The sequence below is a fragment of the uncultured Tateyamaria sp. genome, from assembly GCF_947488715.1.
Taxonomy (GTDB): Bacteria; Pseudomonadota; Alphaproteobacteria; order Rhodobacterales; family Rhodobacteraceae; genus Tateyamaria.
The window spans coordinates 176,581-194,113 of sequence record NZ_CANLAG010000001.1 but is presented as its reverse complement, the minus strand read 5'-3'; the positions used below and the strand labels follow the sequence as shown (position 1 = coordinate 194,113).

At 62.3% G+C, this 17,533-nt stretch carries 19 protein-coding genes; 11 read left to right on the top strand and 8 right to left on the bottom strand.

All coding sequences use genetic code 11. The features are described 5' to 3' along the window. Nucleotides 1–6: 6 nt before the first annotated feature. The 3 genes from Q0936_RS00875 to leuC form a co-directional block, all read right to left on the bottom strand. Nucleotides 7–843, bottom strand: coding sequence for a hypothetical protein (locus Q0936_RS00875; RefSeq protein ID WP_299139485.1), 837 nt, complete (start codon nucleotides 841–843; stop codon nucleotides 7–9). A 294-nt stretch (nucleotides 844–1,137) separates the two neighbouring features. Beyond that, nucleotides 1,138–1,743 (bottom strand): 3-isopropylmalate dehydratase small subunit, encoded by a 606-nt coding sequence (gene leuD, locus Q0936_RS00870; protein ID WP_299139489.1) that lies wholly within the window; start codon nucleotides 1,741–1,743, stop codon nucleotides 1,138–1,140. Nucleotides 1,744–1,834: 91 nt separating this feature from the next. Beyond that, entirely contained in the window at nucleotides 1,835–3,238 is a 1,404-nt protein-coding gene (gene leuC / locus Q0936_RS00865) for a 3-isopropylmalate dehydratase large subunit (RefSeq protein WP_299139492.1), read from the bottom strand. A 255-nt stretch (nucleotides 3,239–3,493) separates the two neighbouring features. Between leuC and Q0936_RS00860 the strand changes: the two genes are divergently transcribed. Beyond that, a complete protein-coding gene (locus Q0936_RS00860) occupies nucleotides 3,494–4,891 on the top strand; it encodes a mechanosensitive ion channel domain-containing protein (protein WP_299377797.1) in 1,398 nt (465 codons plus the stop codon). Continuing rightward, complete coding sequence (locus Q0936_RS00855) at nucleotides 4,888–5,553, top strand: MBL fold metallo-hydrolase (RefSeq protein ID WP_299294712.1); 666 nt, start codon at nucleotides 4,888–4,890, stop codon at nucleotides 5,551–5,553. Before Q0936_RS00860 ends, Q0936_RS00855 begins: the two co-directional genes overlap by 4 nt. A 12-nt stretch (nucleotides 5,554–5,565) precedes the next feature. On the opposite strand, the gene Q0936_RS00850 is transcribed toward Q0936_RS00855, so the two are convergent. Continuing rightward, on the bottom strand, nucleotides 5,566–5,787 hold the full coding sequence (locus tag Q0936_RS00850) for a helix-turn-helix transcriptional regulator (RefSeq protein WP_299294714.1): 222 nt from the start codon (nucleotides 5,785–5,787) through the stop codon (nucleotides 5,566–5,568). Continuing rightward, a complete protein-coding gene (locus Q0936_RS00845; protein WP_299294715.1) occupies nucleotides 5,784–6,317 on the bottom strand; it encodes a hypothetical protein in 534 nt (177 codons plus the stop codon). The genes Q0936_RS00850 and Q0936_RS00845 overlap by 4 nt, the downstream gene beginning before the upstream one ends. Nucleotides 6,318–6,611: 294 nt before the next feature. On the opposite strand from Q0936_RS00845, the gene rsfS reads away from it, so the two are divergent. Together rsfS and rlmH are read left to right on the top strand one after the other, a co-directional pair. Then, nucleotides 6,612–6,974, top strand: a complete 363-nt coding sequence (gene rsfS / locus Q0936_RS00840; RefSeq protein WP_299139502.1) for a ribosome silencing factor — start codon at nucleotides 6,612–6,614, stop codon at nucleotides 6,972–6,974. 9 nt (nucleotides 6,975–6,983) lie between these two features. Next, on the top strand, nucleotides 6,984–7,454 hold the full coding sequence (gene rlmH / locus Q0936_RS00835) for a 23S rRNA (pseudouridine(1915)-N(3))-methyltransferase RlmH (RefSeq protein ID WP_299294717.1): 471 nt from the start codon (nucleotides 6,984–6,986) through the stop codon (nucleotides 7,452–7,454). A gap of 21 nt (nucleotides 7,455–7,475) precedes the next feature. On the opposite strand, the gene Q0936_RS00830 is transcribed toward rlmH, so the two are convergent. Beyond that, nucleotides 7,476–7,826, bottom strand: coding sequence for a hypothetical protein (locus tag Q0936_RS00830; RefSeq protein WP_299294719.1), 351 nt, complete (start codon nucleotides 7,824–7,826; stop codon nucleotides 7,476–7,478). Between the two features lie 35 nt (nucleotides 7,827–7,861). After that, nucleotides 7,862–8,560 (bottom strand): DUF599 domain-containing protein, encoded by a 699-nt coding sequence (locus Q0936_RS00825; RefSeq protein WP_299139509.1) that lies wholly within the window; start codon nucleotides 8,558–8,560, stop codon nucleotides 7,862–7,864. Nucleotides 8,561–8,644: 84 nt separating this feature from the next. On the opposite strand from Q0936_RS00825, the gene Q0936_RS00820 reads away from it, so the two are divergent. The 7 genes from Q0936_RS00820 to Q0936_RS00790 all read left to right on the top strand — a co-directional run bounded on the left by Q0936_RS00820 (nucleotide 8,645) and on the right by Q0936_RS00790 (nucleotide 15,217). Then, on the top strand, nucleotides 8,645–10,093 hold the full coding sequence (locus Q0936_RS00820; RefSeq protein ID WP_299294721.1) for an FAD-linked oxidase C-terminal domain-containing protein: 1,449 nt from the start codon (nucleotides 8,645–8,647) through the stop codon (nucleotides 10,091–10,093). A 58-nt stretch (nucleotides 10,094–10,151) separates the two neighbouring features. Next, nucleotides 10,152–11,270: a glycolate oxidase subunit GlcE gene (glcE, locus tag Q0936_RS00815; RefSeq protein WP_299294723.1), complete on the top strand. Its 1,119-nt coding sequence runs from the start codon at nucleotides 10,152–10,154 to the stop codon at nucleotides 11,268–11,270. Further along, complete coding sequence (locus tag Q0936_RS00810) at nucleotides 11,270–11,623, top strand: hypothetical protein (protein WP_299294725.1); 354 nt, start codon at nucleotides 11,270–11,272, stop codon at nucleotides 11,621–11,623. The genes glcE and Q0936_RS00810 overlap by 1 nt, the downstream gene beginning before the upstream one ends. Before the next feature lies 1 nt (nucleotide 11,624). Continuing rightward, the gene (gene glcF / locus Q0936_RS00805) at nucleotides 11,625–12,938 is read left to right on the top strand and encodes a glycolate oxidase subunit GlcF (RefSeq protein ID WP_299294727.1); all 1,314 of its coding nucleotides are present in this window, start codon (nucleotides 11,625–11,627) and stop codon (nucleotides 12,936–12,938) included. An 88-nt stretch (nucleotides 12,939–13,026) separates the two neighbouring features. Continuing rightward, entirely contained in the window at nucleotides 13,027–13,809 is a 783-nt protein-coding gene (locus Q0936_RS00800) for a trypsin-like serine protease (RefSeq protein WP_299139540.1), read from the top strand. Beyond that, the gene (locus tag Q0936_RS00795; RefSeq protein ID WP_299294729.1) at nucleotides 13,806–14,621 is read left to right on the top strand and encodes a trypsin-like peptidase domain-containing protein; all 816 of its coding nucleotides are present in this window, start codon (nucleotides 13,806–13,808) and stop codon (nucleotides 14,619–14,621) included. The genes Q0936_RS00800 and Q0936_RS00795 overlap by 4 nt, the downstream gene beginning before the upstream one ends. Before the next feature lie 131 nt (nucleotides 14,622–14,752). Next, nucleotides 14,753–15,217 (top strand): Hsp20 family protein, encoded by a 465-nt coding sequence (locus Q0936_RS00790; RefSeq protein WP_299139544.1) that lies wholly within the window; start codon nucleotides 14,753–14,755, stop codon nucleotides 15,215–15,217. Between the two features lie 131 nt (nucleotides 15,218–15,348). On the opposite strand, the gene Q0936_RS00785 is transcribed toward Q0936_RS00790, so the two are convergent. Further along, nucleotides 15,349–17,514: an esterase-like activity of phytase family protein gene (locus Q0936_RS00785; protein ID WP_299294731.1), complete on the bottom strand. Its 2,166-nt coding sequence runs from the start codon at nucleotides 17,512–17,514 to the stop codon at nucleotides 15,349–15,351. Nucleotides 17,515–17,533: the final 19 nt, after the last annotated feature.

Below are 17,533 nucleotides of genomic sequence, written 5' to 3'. Positions count from 1 at the left end.
CTGCAATCAGGCGAGCTGCAGGTCGCCCTCGGCGTTGGCATAGGCGCGCTTGCGCTGGTCGCGGATCATCTCGGCGATCCGCTGCATCGCAATACCGCGCATGATCATGCTGGCAGGAAGGAAGGCCCATGCGCTCATCGTCCAGATCAGGGTTTGCGGGTTCTCAAGCGTGATTGGGTTTAGCAGGTCTGCCGCCATCTTGACCACCGCGGGGATAAGGAAGGGCAGCAGGAAGCCAAGCGCGATATTGATCCGCGCATCGCGGTTCAAGCGGTGCAGCACATCGCCACCCGCAGTCGGGTCGAACAGCGGCAGGTTCACCCATACGTTGAACGCACCCGAACGCGACGGCCACCCCAGCACACGCACCAGAAACAGGAACGCAGCCATCGCAGTGAGCGATACGAGATAGGCCAGACCCGCCGCGATACGTACGGAGTCCACGATCTCGGCCTCTGCATCGGCGGGCAACATCAGCACCACCAGACGCACCGGCGAGAATGGAAAGTCGATGCTGTTTCCGATGATCGTCCCGATCGAACTCAGCGCGCCGGTCAGCAATGTGGGGTCCGTCTTGCCCTTGCAGATCACGCTGAGGACAAAGACCGTCAGGAACAGCGCCACGAACCGCAGGCGGTTGAACGGGGCCGCGTCGCGGAATTCAACGATGCTGGGGCTGGATGAGTTGTATTCGACAAAGGTCAGGAAAGCCGCAAGAAGTGCAATCAAAACAGTCGCTTGCGATGAATCAATCGTAACACCCGGCACCACGAGTGCAGGTGTGGCAATCATCAATGCCACCAAAAATCCGCGCATCGCTGCGCCTGACAGTCGTGCTATCACGTCTCGATCCCTTCAAACTGGCCAGCCACGATACGTTGCCGCGACTTGTTCCAACTTGATCCCACCGGGTTTGGCAGGTGCCTCATTTACGACACAATGTTGCCTTGATTGGTCCGGGGTCTCAAGCCTCTTGGTTAATCAAACGTAAGACCTGGGACATTTTGAGGGAGCGTGTGGTGCCTTTGTGCATCATTTCCAAGGCGGGAATAAGGCCGGGCCCAACATGTAGTGTTTGGGCCCGGAATGCTTCATATCGGCTGCCTGTTTTTCCACCACAAGTTGGGGTGGATCAGATCAGACCCAAGGGCGCGCCTGCGCGGCCTGTGCTTCAAAGCTCTTGATGCTGTCGGCCTTGGCCATGGTCAGGCCAATGTCGTCCAAACCCTCAAGCAGGCAGTGCTTTTTGAATGCGTCCACCTCGAAGGAGAAGACCTCGCCATCGGATGTGGTCACCGTCTGGCTTTCCAGATCGACGGTCATCCGGGCGTTTGCGCCCTTTTCTGCGTCTGTCATCAGCACATCGACCACCTCTTTGGGCAGGGCGATGGGCAGAATGCCGTTCTTGAAGCAGTTGTTATAGAAGATGTCGGCAAAGCTGGTCGATATCACGCAGCGGATACCGAAATCCTTGATCGCCCAGGGCGCGTGTTCGCGACTGGACCCACAGCCAAAGTTGTCGCCCGCCACGAGGATCTCGGCACTGCGATACGCCTCTTGGTTCAGAACGAAGTCCGGAACCTCGTTGCCCTGCCGATCAAAGCGCATCTCGTCAAAGAGGTTCGCGCCCAGTCCCGACCGTTTGATCGTTTTCAGGAATTGCTTCGGGATGATCATATCGGTGTCGATATTGACCAACGGCATCGGCGCCGCGATCCCGGTGAGTGTGGTGAATTTGTCCATTACATCTATCCTTTTCCCGCGGGGTGGTGCGCCCAGAGGGCACACCCCACGCATCGGGTGTAGGGTGCGCATTCACTGCGCACCTTTGGCATTACATCAGCTCACGTACATCCGTCAGCTTGCCGGTGATCGCCGCTGCTGCTGCCATGCCGGGTGATACGAGGTGCGTACGGCCCTTGTAGCCTTGGCGTCCCTCAAAGTTCCGGTTCGACGTGGACGCGCAACGCTCACCCTCGCTCAGCTGGTCGGGGTTCATCGCAAGGCACATCGAACAGCCCGCAAGGCGCCATTCGAACCCGGCCTCCTTGAAGATATCCGCCAGGCCTTCTTCTTCGGCCTGCGCACGGACAAGGCCCGATCCGGGAACAACCATGGCCCGCTTGACCTTGATCTTCTTGCCCTTCAGAACCTCAGCCGCGGCGCGCAGGTCTTCGATCCGGCCATTGGTGCAGGAGCCGATGAACACTGTGTCGATCTCGATATCCGACAGCGGTGTGCCGGGGGTCAGGCCCATATAGTCGAGCGAGCGTTGCGCCGCGCCAACTTTGCCACCTTCGAAATCATCTGCCGACGGCACTGTCGCGGTGATCGGCAGAACATCCTCTGGCGATGTGCCCCATGTCACGACCGGTGCAATGTCTTCGCCCACGATGGTGATCACCTCATCCCAATGCGCGTCATCATCGGAGTACAGTGTTTTCCACCACGCTTCGGCAGCTTCCCACTGAGCACCTTTGGGCGCGTGCGGGCGGCCTTTGCAGTACTCAAACGTCTTTTCGTCCGGCGCGATCAGGCCTGCGCGCGCACCGCCCTCGATTGCCATGTTGCAGACGGTCATGCGCCCTTCCATGGACAGATCGCGGATCGCCTCACCGCAATACTCGATGACGTAACCTGTGCCACCGGCGGTGCCGGTTTTGCCGATGACCGACAGTGTGATGTCTTTGGCCGTCACACCGGGGCGCAGCTTGCCCGTGATCTCGACCTTCATGTTCTTGGATTTCTTCTGGATCAGCGTCTGCGTGGCCAGCACGTGTTCGACCTCGGACGTGCCGATGCCGTGCGCCAGCGCGCCAAAGGCACCATGGGTCGCCGTGTGGCTGTCGCCACAAACCACGGTCATACCGGGCAGGGTCCAACCTTGTTCAGGGCCGACGATGTGCACGATGCCCTGGCGGATATCCGACACCGGGTAATAGTGGATGCCGAAATCCTTGGCGTTCTTGTCGAGGGCCGCAACCTGCACCCGGCTGTCCTCGGTCATCGTTGCGGCGTTGGCGCGGTCCAGCGTGGTTGGCACGTTGTGGTCTGGCACGGCAATGGTCTTGTCCGGCGCGTGCACCGGGCGGCCTGCCATGCGCAGCCCCTCAAAGGCCTGCGGGCTGGTCACCTCATGGACGAGGTGGCGGTCGATATAAAGCAGGCACGTGCCGTCTTCGGCTTCGTGGGCCACATGCGCGTCCCAGATTTTGTCATAAAGCGTTTTGGGGGACATGATGGTCCTCTCCCTTTTCTGAACTGGCGGTGTTTGACTGGATGGCTTCGGGCGCGCGCCTATAGGCGGGCGAGCACCGTGTGTGTCGCCCCGTAAAAGCGTTCGCGCAAGCGCGCACGGTCATCCATGTCAAAGAGGCGGGTCATGAGCCAAGGCTTTAGACGGATTCCCCCAGCCGATCAAGCAAGCCAACCGTCTTCGTGCATTGATCGTGCGGGCGTGGACGTGCATGCTGTGCGCCAACAAGGAGCAGGAATGAGCAGTCACACGACGCAGCCCGGCACCAACGGGATCGCCGATGCCCTCAATTCGGCCGCCGAAGCGGCCATCGACGGCCAGACAGACAATGGCGAGACGCTGTCCGAAACCGTTCTGACACTGGGCCAGACCCTGCTGAACGAGGCGCAAACCTTTGTCGAAGGGCTGCTGCGTCCGTGGGTCGGCTATCAGGTGCTGATTGTCGTTGCGGTCTTTGTCATTGCACATTGCCTGCGCCAATGGCTCGGCCCCCGTATCCGTGCATGGATGGGCACGCGCGAAGGGTGGCCCAAGTGGCGGATGCGCGTACTGGTGGTCGTGCACCAGCGCCTGCGCGCGATCTTCTTTGTGCTTCTGTTGTGGGTCGTCGTGCTGATCATGCGCGAAATGACCTGGCCGTCCCGGTCCTATATCCTTGGCTTGGTCGCAACACTGGCTATTGCATGGCTCGCGGTTGTCTTTGCCACGCGGCTGATCCGGTCGGTGTTCCTGCGCCGGGTCGTGCGGTTGGGGGCATGGGCCTATGTGACGCTCTATGTGCTGGGCATCGTCGATCAAACCGCCGAAATCCTCGATGCCGCCGCGCTAAGCATCGGGGACATGCGCCTGTCGCTGTTGCTGGTGGTGCAGGGCGTTGTCGTGATCGGTGTGCTGCTGGCGCTGGCGCGGTTCGTGACCACAACCACTTCGTCACGCATTCAGTCCAACGAAGACATCTCGCCCTCGATGCGGGTGCTGATCGTCAAGGTCGTGCAGATCGTCTTCTATGCCATCGCCTTTTATGTGGGCGTGCGATCGCTGGGCATCGACCTCACCGGGCTTGCCGTGCTGTCGGGCGCCATCGGCGTGGGCCTGGGCTTTGGCCTGCAAAAGGTCGTGTCCAACCTCGTCTCCGGCGTCATCATCCTGCTGGACAAGTCGATCAAACCCGGCGACGTCATCAGTCTTGGCGAAACCTTTGGCTGGATCCAGACGCTGGGCGCGCGCTATGCCTCGGTTGTCACACGCGATGGCAAGGAATACCTGATCCCGAACGAGGACCTGATCACCAGCCAGGTGGTCAACTGGTCCCACTCGGACCAGTTCGTGCGGCTCGATATCCACTTTGGCACGTCCTACGGCTGCGACCCGCATCAGGTGCGCAAACTGGCGATTGAGGCCGCCAAGGGCGTGGAACGTGTCCTGTCCAGCCGCCCGCCCGTCTGCCATATCGTCGGCTTTGGCGACAGTTCGGTCGATTACATCCTGCGGTTCTGGATCACCGACCCGACCGGCGGTCTGACCAACATCCGTGGTAACGTGTTCCTCGCGCTGTGGGACACGTTCAAGGAACACAACATTTCCATCCCCTTCCCACAGCGGGAAGTGCGGATGCTGGGGGACGACGACGCATGATCCAACTGGGGGAAAATGCCTGGCAAATCCCGGTGCTGCCACGGCAGGCATTGAACTGCTTTCTGCTGGGCGATGTTCTGGTTGACGCTGGGTTGCCGTTTTGCCGTGGCAAACTGCTGTCTGCACTGACGGGCAAGGCCGTGGGCGCCCATGTCGTGACACATGCCCATGCGGACCATCAAGGCGCAACAGCGGCGGTGGCGCAGGCGCTCAATCTGCCAGTCTGGTGTCATGCAACAGAACGTGCAGCCATTGAAACCGGCGACGTGCTGTCCTCCTTTGACAACCCGCGATCCCTGACCGCGCGGTTTCAGCAACGGTTCCTCGCCGGTGCGTCCTATCCGGTGACGCGCACGCTGGCCCAGGGTGACATGGTTGGCGGATTCGAAGTCATCGAAACGCCCGGCCATACGGCGGGCCATATCTCGCTTTGGCGGGCGTCGGATGGGCTGTTGGTGGCAGGGGATGCGGCACTGGGCATGAACCTGTTGACCACGCGACCGGGCCTGCACCTACCCTTTGCGCATGTGTCTTGGGATATGGCGCATGTGCGCAGCAGCGTGCGCAAACTGGCCGCCCTGTCGCCACGCCGCGTGGCCTTTGGACACGGGCCCGCCATTGACGGCGCGTCGTTCATCGCCTTTGCCGACACGCTGAACTGACCGAGCGGTGGCTCAAGCCAAATCCGATCCCTCGGCCTCCAACAGGTCACCGGGCTGACACTCCAACGCATCGCACAACCGCGCCAATGTCTCGAACCGGACGCCCTTGACCTTGCCCGATTTCAACAGGCTCAGGTTCTGCTCCGTGATGCCGATCCGCGCCGCCAGATCGCGCCCCCGGATCTTGCGACGCGCCATCATCACGTCCAGACGCACGACAATCCGGGCGCTCATACAAAGGCCTCGTTTTCCGCGCGCAACCTTGCAGCTTCGAACTGGATCCAGCCGAACAACGTCACCAGACACCCGGCAAGAACCAACAGGATTTCCGTACTGCCGAACCCGATGGACAAGGCCCGTTGCCCCGCCGGATTGTCCCAGGTCAACGCGCCAACAATAACGGTGTTGCCCGCCACATGCGCCAATGCCAAGACCATCAACCCGGTGCCTGCCCGCACCACAAACTGCGCCGCCCGCGGGCTGAGCGCCTGATCGCCACTGCACAGAACCAGCCACCGCCGCACACACCACATGATCCACAACAACAACGCCATGCGCGCCGCCTCGACCCCCAGCCAGACCAGCGTGGGACCGGGCTGCAACGCCTCTGGCATGACCGCTACACCGTAGTGCGCGCGCAACATGGCGCTATCCACGCCGCCACTTGCCACGAAAACAACGGTGCCCAGCGGCAACAGAACCATCACCGCCGTGGTCACCCAAGCAAGATACCGCGCCCGGCGAGACAACCTGTCCATACTCATTCTAAATTCTCCCTACAGGGTGATTCTTTATCGTAAAACAATAATATCTGATTCCAAAAGAAACAAAAAGCCCAAACACTGGACAACACGGCACCACCGCACAGATCCGCTGAAAACCTCAGCGACCTGACGGCAAGGCACCTGTTCCGGCCACCGCTTCATTGAAATGTCACGAGCGCGTTGTTACCATAGGGCGATCCCAGCGCCGGGGATGGTGGACGGCGCGATGAAAAGGAGGACGATGTCCTGTCAATCTCTGCAGAAGCGGTGCGCGCCGCTGATGGGGCCGCGGCCATGATGGCCACAGCCAAAACGCAAGCCACAAGCGATTTGCTCCTTGCGGCTGTCCTTTCTTCCCTCTCCGATGACAAGGCCGAAGACGTCGTGCAGATCGACCTGCGTGGCAAGACCGAGATTGGTGACCACATGGTCATCTGCTCGGGCCGTTCTTCGCGTCAGGTCGCGGCGATCTCGGAAAAGCTGGTGCAGCGCCTCAAGGACGAATTTGGTCGCACCGCCCGGATCGAAGGCAAGGAAACCGGCGATTGGGTTCTGATCGACACGGGTGACATCATTGTCCACGTGTTCCGCCCCGAAGTGCGCGAGTTCTACCAGTTGGAGAAAATGTGGCAGCCGGGCGCTGCGGCAACCAACTGACCCTGCGCCATGCGTGTGCATGTCTGTGCCATGGGCCGCCTGCGCGGCGGTCCAGAGGCCGACCTCGTTTCCGACTACACAACCCGTTTTGACCGCACGGGCCGGGCCTTGGGCCTTGGCCCCCTGTCCGTGATCCAGGTCGACGACCGCAAAGGCGGCGGCATGGCAGCCGAGGCGCAATTGCTGCGCCGCGCGGTGCCAAAGGGGTCCATTCTATGCTGCCTCGATGAACGCGGGACGGTCGAACCGTCCCCCGCCTTTGCCCGCCGATTGGCCGGTTGGCGCGATGCGGGTCAAAGCGACGCGACCTTTGTCATCGGTGGTGCGGATGGCATCGACCCCGGCTTGCGCGCAGAGGCGCAACATCTGCTGTCCTTTGGCGCAATGGTCTGGCCGCATATGCTGGTGCGTGTGATGCTCGCCGAACAGCTTTACCGCGCGGCATCCATCCTCGCCGGTGGTCCATACCACCGCACCTGACAGCGCAGTCATAAGTGTGACTCAGGGCAGATCCACAACCGTGGTGCCGGCGTTCCACCCCGCAGGCAGATCGCGCGCCTGCACCTGAACTTGTTCAGTGCCCGCAGGAATACGCACACCATCAAGACTACGGGTAAACGGCTGCTCGTTCTCATGCGGGTGAAACAGCATACGCAGACCCAGCTCGTTGCCATCCATGTCCAGCACACGCCAGCCGTCCGCATAGTGATCCCAGCCGGTGTCCGGGTGGCGGATCGTGACGCTGAATCGATAGGTTTCAGGCGCCGTGCGGGTGACCGCGACATCCTCGATCACGGGTTCTTCGGCAAAGGCAGGGCTGGCGGCCAGCAACAGGGGGATCAGACGGTTCATGGCGCTGTTCTAACCCATCGCGGGCATCTGTCCCATCACAACTGTGTGCCCAGCAGGATCGTGCGCGACCGCGACGCAAATTCCCGCCGCCAGATCACCGCCAGCGTGAACACGGTCGCCGCAATCAATGGGATCGGTCCCGCCAGCCACGCCGCAACCGTCAGCGCGAAATAGACAGACCGCAGGCCACGGTTGAACGATCGCGCCGCTGCGATGTTGATCTCGGCCGCCTGATCGGCGCGCCCCGCGCAGGCCGGATGCGTCACATCATTCGGCACCGCCGCCATCACCACAGCCGCATAGCCAAACAGCCGGTTGGCCCAGACGAATTTCAGGAACGAATTGGTCAGAAACAGCGCCATGATGACCAGCTTGACCTCCCAGACAAAGGCCGGAGTTTCCATCAACGTCAGGTCATTTGCGATTCCCGTCACACGCTCTGCGTTGCCAATCACGGCCAGCGTCCCGCCAATGGCAATCACCGAGGTCGAGGCGAAAAACGCTGTCCCCTGCCGCAGGCTCGCCACGATCTGCGCATCGAAAATGCGCGGCTCTCGCGTGATCATCTGGCGCATCCACTCATGCCGGAACCCGGCCATGATCTGCGATGTAGAGGGATGCTTGGCCCGCGGGTGTTCAATCCGCCACCCAATCAACAGCCAGCCCGCAAACAACAGGCCCAGCGCCGCAACATCCAAAGGTGAAAAAAACGAAAGGCGATCAATCCAGGTCATGCTGTGCTCTTACACCGCAGGAAATGAGATTGCATCCCGATCAAATTGGTCATATTATTTTACCAATCCCTGAGGAGGTGCCCCATGGAAATGCCCGTCCCTGATTCTGCCGTACTGGCGCGCAAGGCCCGCGTCGTGGAGCGCCTGCGCGAGGTGTTGCCCCATGACGCCGTGATCGACGACCCCGCCGAAACACGTGCCTATGAATGTGACGCCCTGACGGCCTATCGCTGCCCGCCCATGGTTGCGGTGCTGCCTGCCAGCACTGCCGAGGTCTCGGATGTTCTGCGCATCTGCCATGACGAGGGCGTGCCGGTCGTCCCGCGCGGTTCGGGCACGTCACTGGCGGGTGGTGCGCTGCCCACGGCGGACTGTGTGATCCTGGGCGTGGCGCGCATGAACGATGTACTCGATACCGACTATGACAACCGCATCATCCGCGTGCAGACCGGGCGCACCAATCTGAGTGTGACGGGCGCGGTCGAATCGGACGGGTTCTTTTACGCGCCCGATCCATCGAGCCAACTGGCCTGCGCCATTGCGGGCAATATCGCGATGAACTCCGGCGGGGCGCATTGCCTGAAATACGGCGTGACCACCAACAACCTGATGGGCGTCACGCTGGTGCAGATGGACGGCACCGTGGTCGAGATCGGCGGCGGGCATCTGGATGCGGGCGGGCTCGACCTGCTGGGCGTGATCTGCGGATCAGAGGGGCAGTTGGGCGTGGTAACCGAGGCGACCCTGCGCATTCTGCACAAACCCGAAGGCGCGCGCCCCGTGCTCATGGGCTTTGACAGCGCCGAAATCGCGGGCGCTTGCGTGGCCGACATCATCAAGGCGGGCGTCTTGCCCGTCGCAATCGAGTTTATGGACAAGATGCTGATCGAAGTCTGCGAGGACTTTGCCAAGGCCGACTATCCGATGTGCGAAGCCCTGTTGATCGTCGAGGTCGAAGGGTCCGGCGCCGAGATTGACCACCAGCTTGCCCTGATCACCGAGATCGCCCAGCGCCACAACCCCGTCGCACTGCGCGAAAGCGCTTCGCCAGAGGAAAGCGCGCGCATCTGGGCCGGTCGCAAGGCCGCGTTTTCCGCCATTGGCCGGGTGAACGATTACATGTGCCTTGATGGCACGATCCCCGTGTCCGAATTGCCCTATGTCCTGCGCCGCATCGGCGAGATGTCCAAGGAATACGGCCTGGCGGTCGGCAACGTGTTCCACGCGGGCGACGGCAACATGCACCCGCTGATCTGTTATGACGCGAACAAACCCGGTGATCTGGAAATCTGCGAGGCGTTCGGGGCCGAGGTGCTGAAGCTTTGCGTCGAAGTGGGCGGATGCCTGACCGGCGAACACGGCGTCGGCATCGAAAAGCGCGATCTGATGACCTATCAATACGCGCCTGATGACCTTGAGGCGCAGATGGCGGTCAAGGACGTGTTCGATGCCAAATGGCTGCTGAACCCCGCCAAGGTGTTTCCGCTGGCGGTGTCGGAACCGCGGCGTGGCGCGCGGATGGCGGCAGAATAGGGGGCCAGCCCCCTCGGCCTTGCGGCCTTACCCCCGGAGTTTATTGGGCAAGATGAAGATGAGTATGTTGAATTCAGAAGATGCGGTTGCGCAGGCGGTGGCCGATGCCAAGGGTCCGCTGACCATTCGCGGCGGTGGCACGCGCGCCGTTGGACGGCCTGTCACTGGTCAGGTGCTGGATGTGTCAGGCCTGTCTGGCGTGACACTCTATGAACCCGGCGCGCTGACCATCGTGGCACAGGCCGGCACACCCGTGGCCGAGATCGAGGCGACGCTGGCCGCTGAAAACCAGCGCCTCGCCTTTGAACCCTACGATCTGACCGGCATGCTGGGCACCAAGGGTGCGACGACCATTGGCGGCGTCATCGCCACCAACGCCAGCGGGCCGCGCCGCATCATGGCCGGGGCGGCACGGGATTTCGCACTTGGCGTCCGCTTTGTCGACGGCGCGGGCCATGTCATCAAGAACGGTGGCCGCGTGATGAAAAACGTGACGGGCTACGATCTGGTCAAACTCATGTCCGGGTCATGGGGCACCCTTGGCGTCCTCACCGAAATCAGCCTCAAGGTCCTGCCCGCTGTCGAGGCGACAGAGACACTTGTGATCGACGGGCTGACCTCCGCAGGTGCGGTTGCCGCCATGGCGCAGGCGCTGGGCTCCCCGTTCGAAGTGTCCGGTGCGGCGTGGACCGATGGCGCGGTGTGGCTGCGCATCGAAGGGTTCGGCAGCTCGGTTGCCTACCGCGCGGATGCGCTCACCGCGCTCTTGAGCAAACATGGCGACGTGATGCGCGTGTCAGATGCCGATTGGACCACCATCCGCGACGCGACCCCGCTGCACGGCATGGACAGCGTATGGCGCGCCTCGGTCAAACCGAGCGATGCCCCCGCACTTGTCGCCGCCCTGCCCGACGGTTGCACGACCCTGCTGGACTGGGGCGGCGGGCTGGTCTGGATCGGCCAATCGGGCGGCAACGCCGCGGCGACCCACGGCACAATCCAATCGACGGTGGCCACGCTGGGCGGTCACGCCACTCTGATCAAGGCCCCGAACGCGGTGCGCGCCTCTGTGCCTGTGTTCCAACCCGAACAACCGGGCGTCGCGGCCCTGAGCACGGCGCTGCGTGCGCGGTTCGACCCACGGGGTATCCTGAACCCCGGCCTGATGGCCGCCTGATGCTGCTCATCCTGTTCACCATGGCCTTTGTGATCGGCCCTGCGCTGTTCCTGGCGCTGGTGCGCACCGATGGGCGGCGCTGGCCGCTGGCCCTGATCGCGTCGGTGCTGGTTGTCCTCAGCTTTGTCTTTCGCAGCGAGGCGAGCCTGACCCTGGGCGTCGATCCAACCCCGGTGTTCCTCAGCGTGTTGCTGATCTGGCTGGCCTGGGTGCTGGTCATGGTGATCGTCGCGCGCGCCATGTACGCCGCGCAACCGACCCCTACGATGCGGCGCTGGAGCCGCGCAATCTGTGCCATGGGCACCACCGTACCGTGGTTTGGCTTTGCCACGGCCCAGATGATGGCGGAGTGATATGCAAACCACCTTTTCCCCCGAACAACTGACCGACCCCGCGATCCAACGGTCGAATGAAATCCTGCGCAACTGCGTCCACTGCGGGTTCTGCACCGCGACCTGCCCCACCTATCAGGTGCTGGGCGACGAATTGGACAGCCCACGGGGCCGCATCTACCTGATCAAGGACATGCTGGAAAACGACCGCGACCCGGATGAAAAGGTCGTCAAGCACGTAGACCGCTGCCTGTCGTGTCTGGCTTGCATGACCACATGCCCCTCGGGCGTCCACTATATGCACCTTGTCGATCACGCGCGGGAGTACATCGAGGAACGGTACAAACGCCCCCTGACCGACCGTGTGCTGCGCTGGGTGCTGGCACAGATCCTGCCCTATCCAACCCGGTTCCGGCTGGCGCTGCTGGGGGCCAAGATCGGGCGTCCTTTCGCCCGGCTGATGCCCGACGCCCGCCTGCGCGCCATGCTGGACATGGCCCCCAAACACATTCCCCCCGTCAGCCGCAATGACGACCCCCAGAGCTTTGCCCCCAAGGCACAGAAAAAGATGCGCGTGGCGCTGATGACCGGCTGTGCGCAAAAGGCGCTCAACACCGACATCAACGACGCCACGATCCGCCTGCTCACCCGTCTGGGCTGCGAAGTGGTCGTGGCCGAAGGTGCGGGATGCTGCGGGGCGCTGACGCACCACATGGGCAAAACCAGCCAGAGCCACACCTCAGCCGCCGCCAACATCCGCGCATGGACGGATGAAATGGACGGCGACGGCCTTGATGCGATTGTGATCAACACCAGCGGCTGCGGCACCACGGTCAAGGATTACGGCCACATGTTCCGCAACGACCCACTGGCCGCCGACGCCGCGCGCGTGTCCGGGATTGCCATAGATGTCAGCGAGGTGTTGATGAAACTGGACCTGCCTGCGCAGGCCGATCAGGACATGACCATCGCCTATCACGCCGCCTGTTCGCTGCAACACGCCCAACAGATCAAGACCTATCCCAAGGACCTGCTCAAACGCGCGGGCTATACCGTGGTGGAACCCGCAGACAGCCACCTCTGCTGCGGATCAGCGGGCACCTACAACCTGATGCAGCCCGAAATCTCGGGCCAGCTCAAGGACCGCAAGGTCCAGACCCTGATGGCCAAGAACCCCGATATCATCGCCGCCGGCAACATCGGCTGCATGATGCAGATCGGGTCCGCCGCAGGCGTGCCCGTTGTGCATACCGTCGAACTGCTCGACTGGGCGACAGGTGGGCCTCGGCCACCCGCGCTCGACCGTACCCACAGCGATGTCCCCATTTTGCGCTAAATTTTCCGTCTGCCCTAATTCTGCCGCCTTTCGGACCTAGACCAATCTCACCTACGGGATTGTATTTAGGTGGTTCATGCGCCGTTGGATGGCCCTTTCACTTATGGCGTTGGTCGTGACCTCGACCGCATTCGCCCAGGACGCCCGTTTGCGGCGGCTGAATTCGGGTGATGATGCCCGCCCGTGGGAGGCCGTTGGACGCCTGAATGTCGGTGGCACGGGGTTCTGCACCGGCGCGCTGATCGCGCCCAAGATGGTACTGACCGCCGCCCACTGCCTGTTTGACAAGACGACAGGCGACCGCATCGACCACACCGAGATCGAATTTTTGGCGGGATGGCGCAATGGCCGTGCGCTGGCCTACCGCACCGTCCGCCGCGCCGTGGTACATCCCGACTATGCGCTGGCCGATCACCTCAGTTCGGACGGCGTGCGCAATGATCTCGCCTTGCTGGAACTGGACCACCCGGTACGTGACGGCAAAATCAAACCCTTCCTGACCGCCACCCGACCCCGGCGCGGGTCGCAGGTCGGCGTCGTCAGCTATGGCAAAGGCCGGGCCGAAGCCCCATCGTTGCAAGAAATATGCCACGTCCTCGCGCAACAGGATGGCGTTCTGGTCACCTCGTGTTCCGTCGATTTCGGCAGCTCCGGCGCACCCATTTTTGTCGTGCACGATGGCGAACCGCACATCGTATCCGTGGTCTCCGCCAAGGCCGAAGTGGACGGCGAAGCCGTATCGCTTGGCACCTCGCTGGGCGCGCCACTGGCCCGCCTTCAGGCGGAAATGGTCGCACAAAAGGGCGTGATCACCCAACGCGTTCAGGCGGGCGCACGCAACGACACAGGGGCCAAGTTTCTGAAACCATGAAAATCCTTGCCCTCATCCTCGCCGCGGCCGCCCTGACATTTGGGACGCAAGCCACCGCGCAAACATCCGCGCTGCGCACACTCGACACGGACTATGCCGCCGCCAGTTGGAAGGCCGTGGGCCGCATCGATTTCGGCCAAGGCGCGTTTTGCTCCGGCACCCTGATCGCACCCGACCTCGTTCTGACAGCCGCGCACTGCCTCTACCAACCCGGCAGCGGCACGCTCTGGCCCACCGACACCATCCGGTTCAGCGCGGGCCTGCGCGACGGTGCCGCCGTCGCCGTGCGCCGCGCCTCTGATGCCGCCGCACACGCATCCTTTGAACCTACCGGCGCCATGTCCGTCCACAACGTCAGCCATGATGTCGGCCTGATCCGCCTGTCCGAGCCGATCTCGACCTTTGACGTGCCGCCCTTCTACATCCACGAAGACCGCATCGCACCCGGCCCCGTCAGCGTGGTCAGCTATGGCCGCGGACGCGCCAACGCGCAGTCCCGGCAAAAGGAATGCCAGATGCTGCTGCGCGAGGCGGACGCGATGATCTTTGACTGCGACGTCACCTTTGGTTCGTCCGGCAGCCCAGTGTTTTCCCACCTCAACGGGCGTGGCCGCATCATTTCGGTGGTGTCGGGCATGCTCGACATCGAGGGCGAGAAACGGTCCATCGGCATGGTCCTGCCCGCGCGGGTCGCCGAGGTGAAATCGCAGATGCGCCTGCAAGTGGCCCCGCCCACAGCCAAGGTCCGCCGGATCACCGTCGGTGGCGGCAAACAGCGCAGCAACATCGGCGCAAAGTTCGTCAAACCCTGACGGGTCTTGAACGCCGCAAAATCCTCACCACATCATGTGTACCGGATGCCCAGACGGGGTCCGGCCATAGCAACCCGCGGGTCTGTCCACGACGGAAGGCCCGCCCTGTAATCGCTCTGATGAGGATAACAATGCGTACATATGATTTTGCACCGCTCTACCGCGCAACCGTCGGCTTTGACCAAATCGCCGACCTGATGGACCGGGTCACCGCGACCGACAACAGCGCAAACAGTTACCCGCCCTACAACATCGAAAAAACCGATGACGACGCCTATCGTATCTCGATCGCAGTCGCCGGGTTCTCCGATGCCGACCTCAGCGTCGAAGTGCGGGAAAAGAGCCTGATCGTGACGGCCCGCAAAGCCGAGACCGAAGACAAGACCTACCTGCACCGTGGCATCGCCACGCGGGCCTTTGAACGCAAGTTCCACCTGGCCGACCACGTGGTCGTGACCGGGGCCAGCAACACCGACGGGATGCTGCACATCGACCTGGTCAAGGAAGTGCCAGAGGCGCTGAAACCCCGCCGGATCGAAATCGCCAGCCAGGCCGCCATCGAGGCGGATGTGGTTGACGCCAAAGCCGTCAACTAAGCCCAAGACTTGACCGACGGCGGTCCGGTGCTCCTCCCCTCGGGCACCGGGCCAACTCTGTCTTTCCCTTGAACAACAAAAAACGCCGCCCGATCACTGGGGCGGCGTTTCTGTTTCAGGGGTGCGTGGCGTCACATCTGGCCGATGGAAAAGAACATCGTCTCGCCCGAATGGTCGTCCACACCGTCATTGTCCGTGGAAATCCACGCGGTGCCATCGTCCATGATCGCCATGCCCTCGACCTTGTCGAGCACATAGCCCCCCGTCGACGTCAGCGCCGGGATCAGATCAGTCACCAACTCTTTGCCAACCACAGGCAGATCGCCACCCAAAGGCGCGGGCTGCATGTCGGCCAGCGGCACGCGGTACACTTTCTTGGTGACCGCCTCGATGCCGTGCTGGTTGTCACGCTCCACGATATAGACGTGGTCGCCATAGGCCGTGATCTCCGACAATCCGACCCAGCCCTTGTCGGCAGACGCCTTGGGGTAATGCACGGCACCCCACTCTTCGGTCTGGATGTTGTAGGACACCAGCTTCACGTGGTCGGCGGGGTCATCCTTCCACTCGCGCTGCACGGCCATCCACAGGGTGTCGCCAACCTTGGTGATCCCTTCAAAACCAAACCGCTTTTCCACGGCCATCAGCTCTGCAGGCAGACCGATTTCCTCTTCGATGCCGCCATCAGCACCAACCTTGTAAATCGCATGAGGGATGACCCGGTCTGTGCGCCCTTCCGAGGCGATCCAGAACGCGTCGCCGTCCACGGCTATACCTTCCATGTCCAACTTTTGCGCCGGACGGCCCGCACGGGTGACGTCAATCGCATCCACGATCCGCGCCGGGGGCTGGCTGGGGTCGATGACAAAGATGCGCGGCTGATAGCTGTAGAAGCTGTCCGACACCGCATAGATCAGGCCGTCTTTGGCCGCCATGCCAGAAATCGCGCCCCATCCGGTCAGCCTATCCATGCCCGCCGATGTCAAGTGCGGGTAAACCGCGTCGCCCTCAGCGTATTCATAGATCATCACATGCGCCCGCGCCGCGCCGTCCTCGAGGCCATCCACCTCATTGGCCGACACCAGCAGGTTGCGCGCCGGGATGGTCACGAACCCCTCTGGCCCGATCCCCGACGGCAGCATCTGTCTCAAAACCGGCGCCGCTGGGTCCGTGATGTCATACACCCCGACAATCGATCCGCGCTCGGACCCGACAAACACAAACGGCACACCACCATAGGTGCCCGTTGTCACGCTTTCCGGCTCAACACCTTTGCTGTCCGACCGCTTGTCCGGGTAGTGCCCGATCTGGATCATCGCGTGTTCAAAGGTCACACCGCTTTCGAAAACAACCGACCCATCCTTGTGAAAGATCGTCCAACCGCGGCTGCCGCCTTCGTAATCGCCCTCGTTCGCCGTCGCGAAATGCTGATCATCGATCCACGTCACCGCGTCTGGCTCACGCAGCCTGTCGCGCTGCACCTCGTCAAAGATCAATGCGCCTCGCTCGTCCGTGGCGTCGATGCCTTCCAGGTCCACCGATCCAGCGGAAAAATGGCTCACGATGCTGCCATCACGGGCCACAACCACCATGTGATTGTTCTCTTGCAGGGTGACGACTGTCTCGCCCAGCGCATTGATCGACACATATTCCGGTTCGGGATCGCCGGTGGCCACGTTGGCCAAACCGGTCAGGTCCGCTGTCACGATGCTGGCGCAATCCAGCGACCCGCTCACAACGTCGATCATCTGCAAAGTGCCTGCGGGCAGTTGCGCGATCACGCCGCCGTTCAGATCCTCGTCACGCTCGTTTTCAATCGCAACCGCGACAAAGGACCCGTCGGGCGACTTGGCGATGCTGTCCGGCTGACCCGCCAGCGTGCAGGACGCGAGGACCTCACCGCTCGAAGTATCGATGGCCAGCATCTTGCCCGATGGCGCGACATAGCTCTGAGACGTGTTCACACCAACAAAGGCGGTTGTGCCAATGACCGACACCGACGTCGGCTCACCACCCACATCAATTGTGCCTAGCGGCGCAGGCTTGACCGGATCGGTGATGTCCACCATGCCCAAGGCCTCAAGCGGGCTGTCGGTGTAAACCAGCGTCATGCCATCCGCCGTCACGTCGATGATCTCGGGCGAGGACTCGCGGCTGGTGTCCGCCCCTTCGGCCATGTTCGTGACAACTGGGAACGATGCGATACGGTTGAAATTCTTCTGCGCATGGTCGCCGGCAAATGCGGCGCCTGTCACCAGGGCCAGGGCCGAGGTCATGCAAACAAGGTGCGTGGTCATGGGACACTCCTTCGGGAAA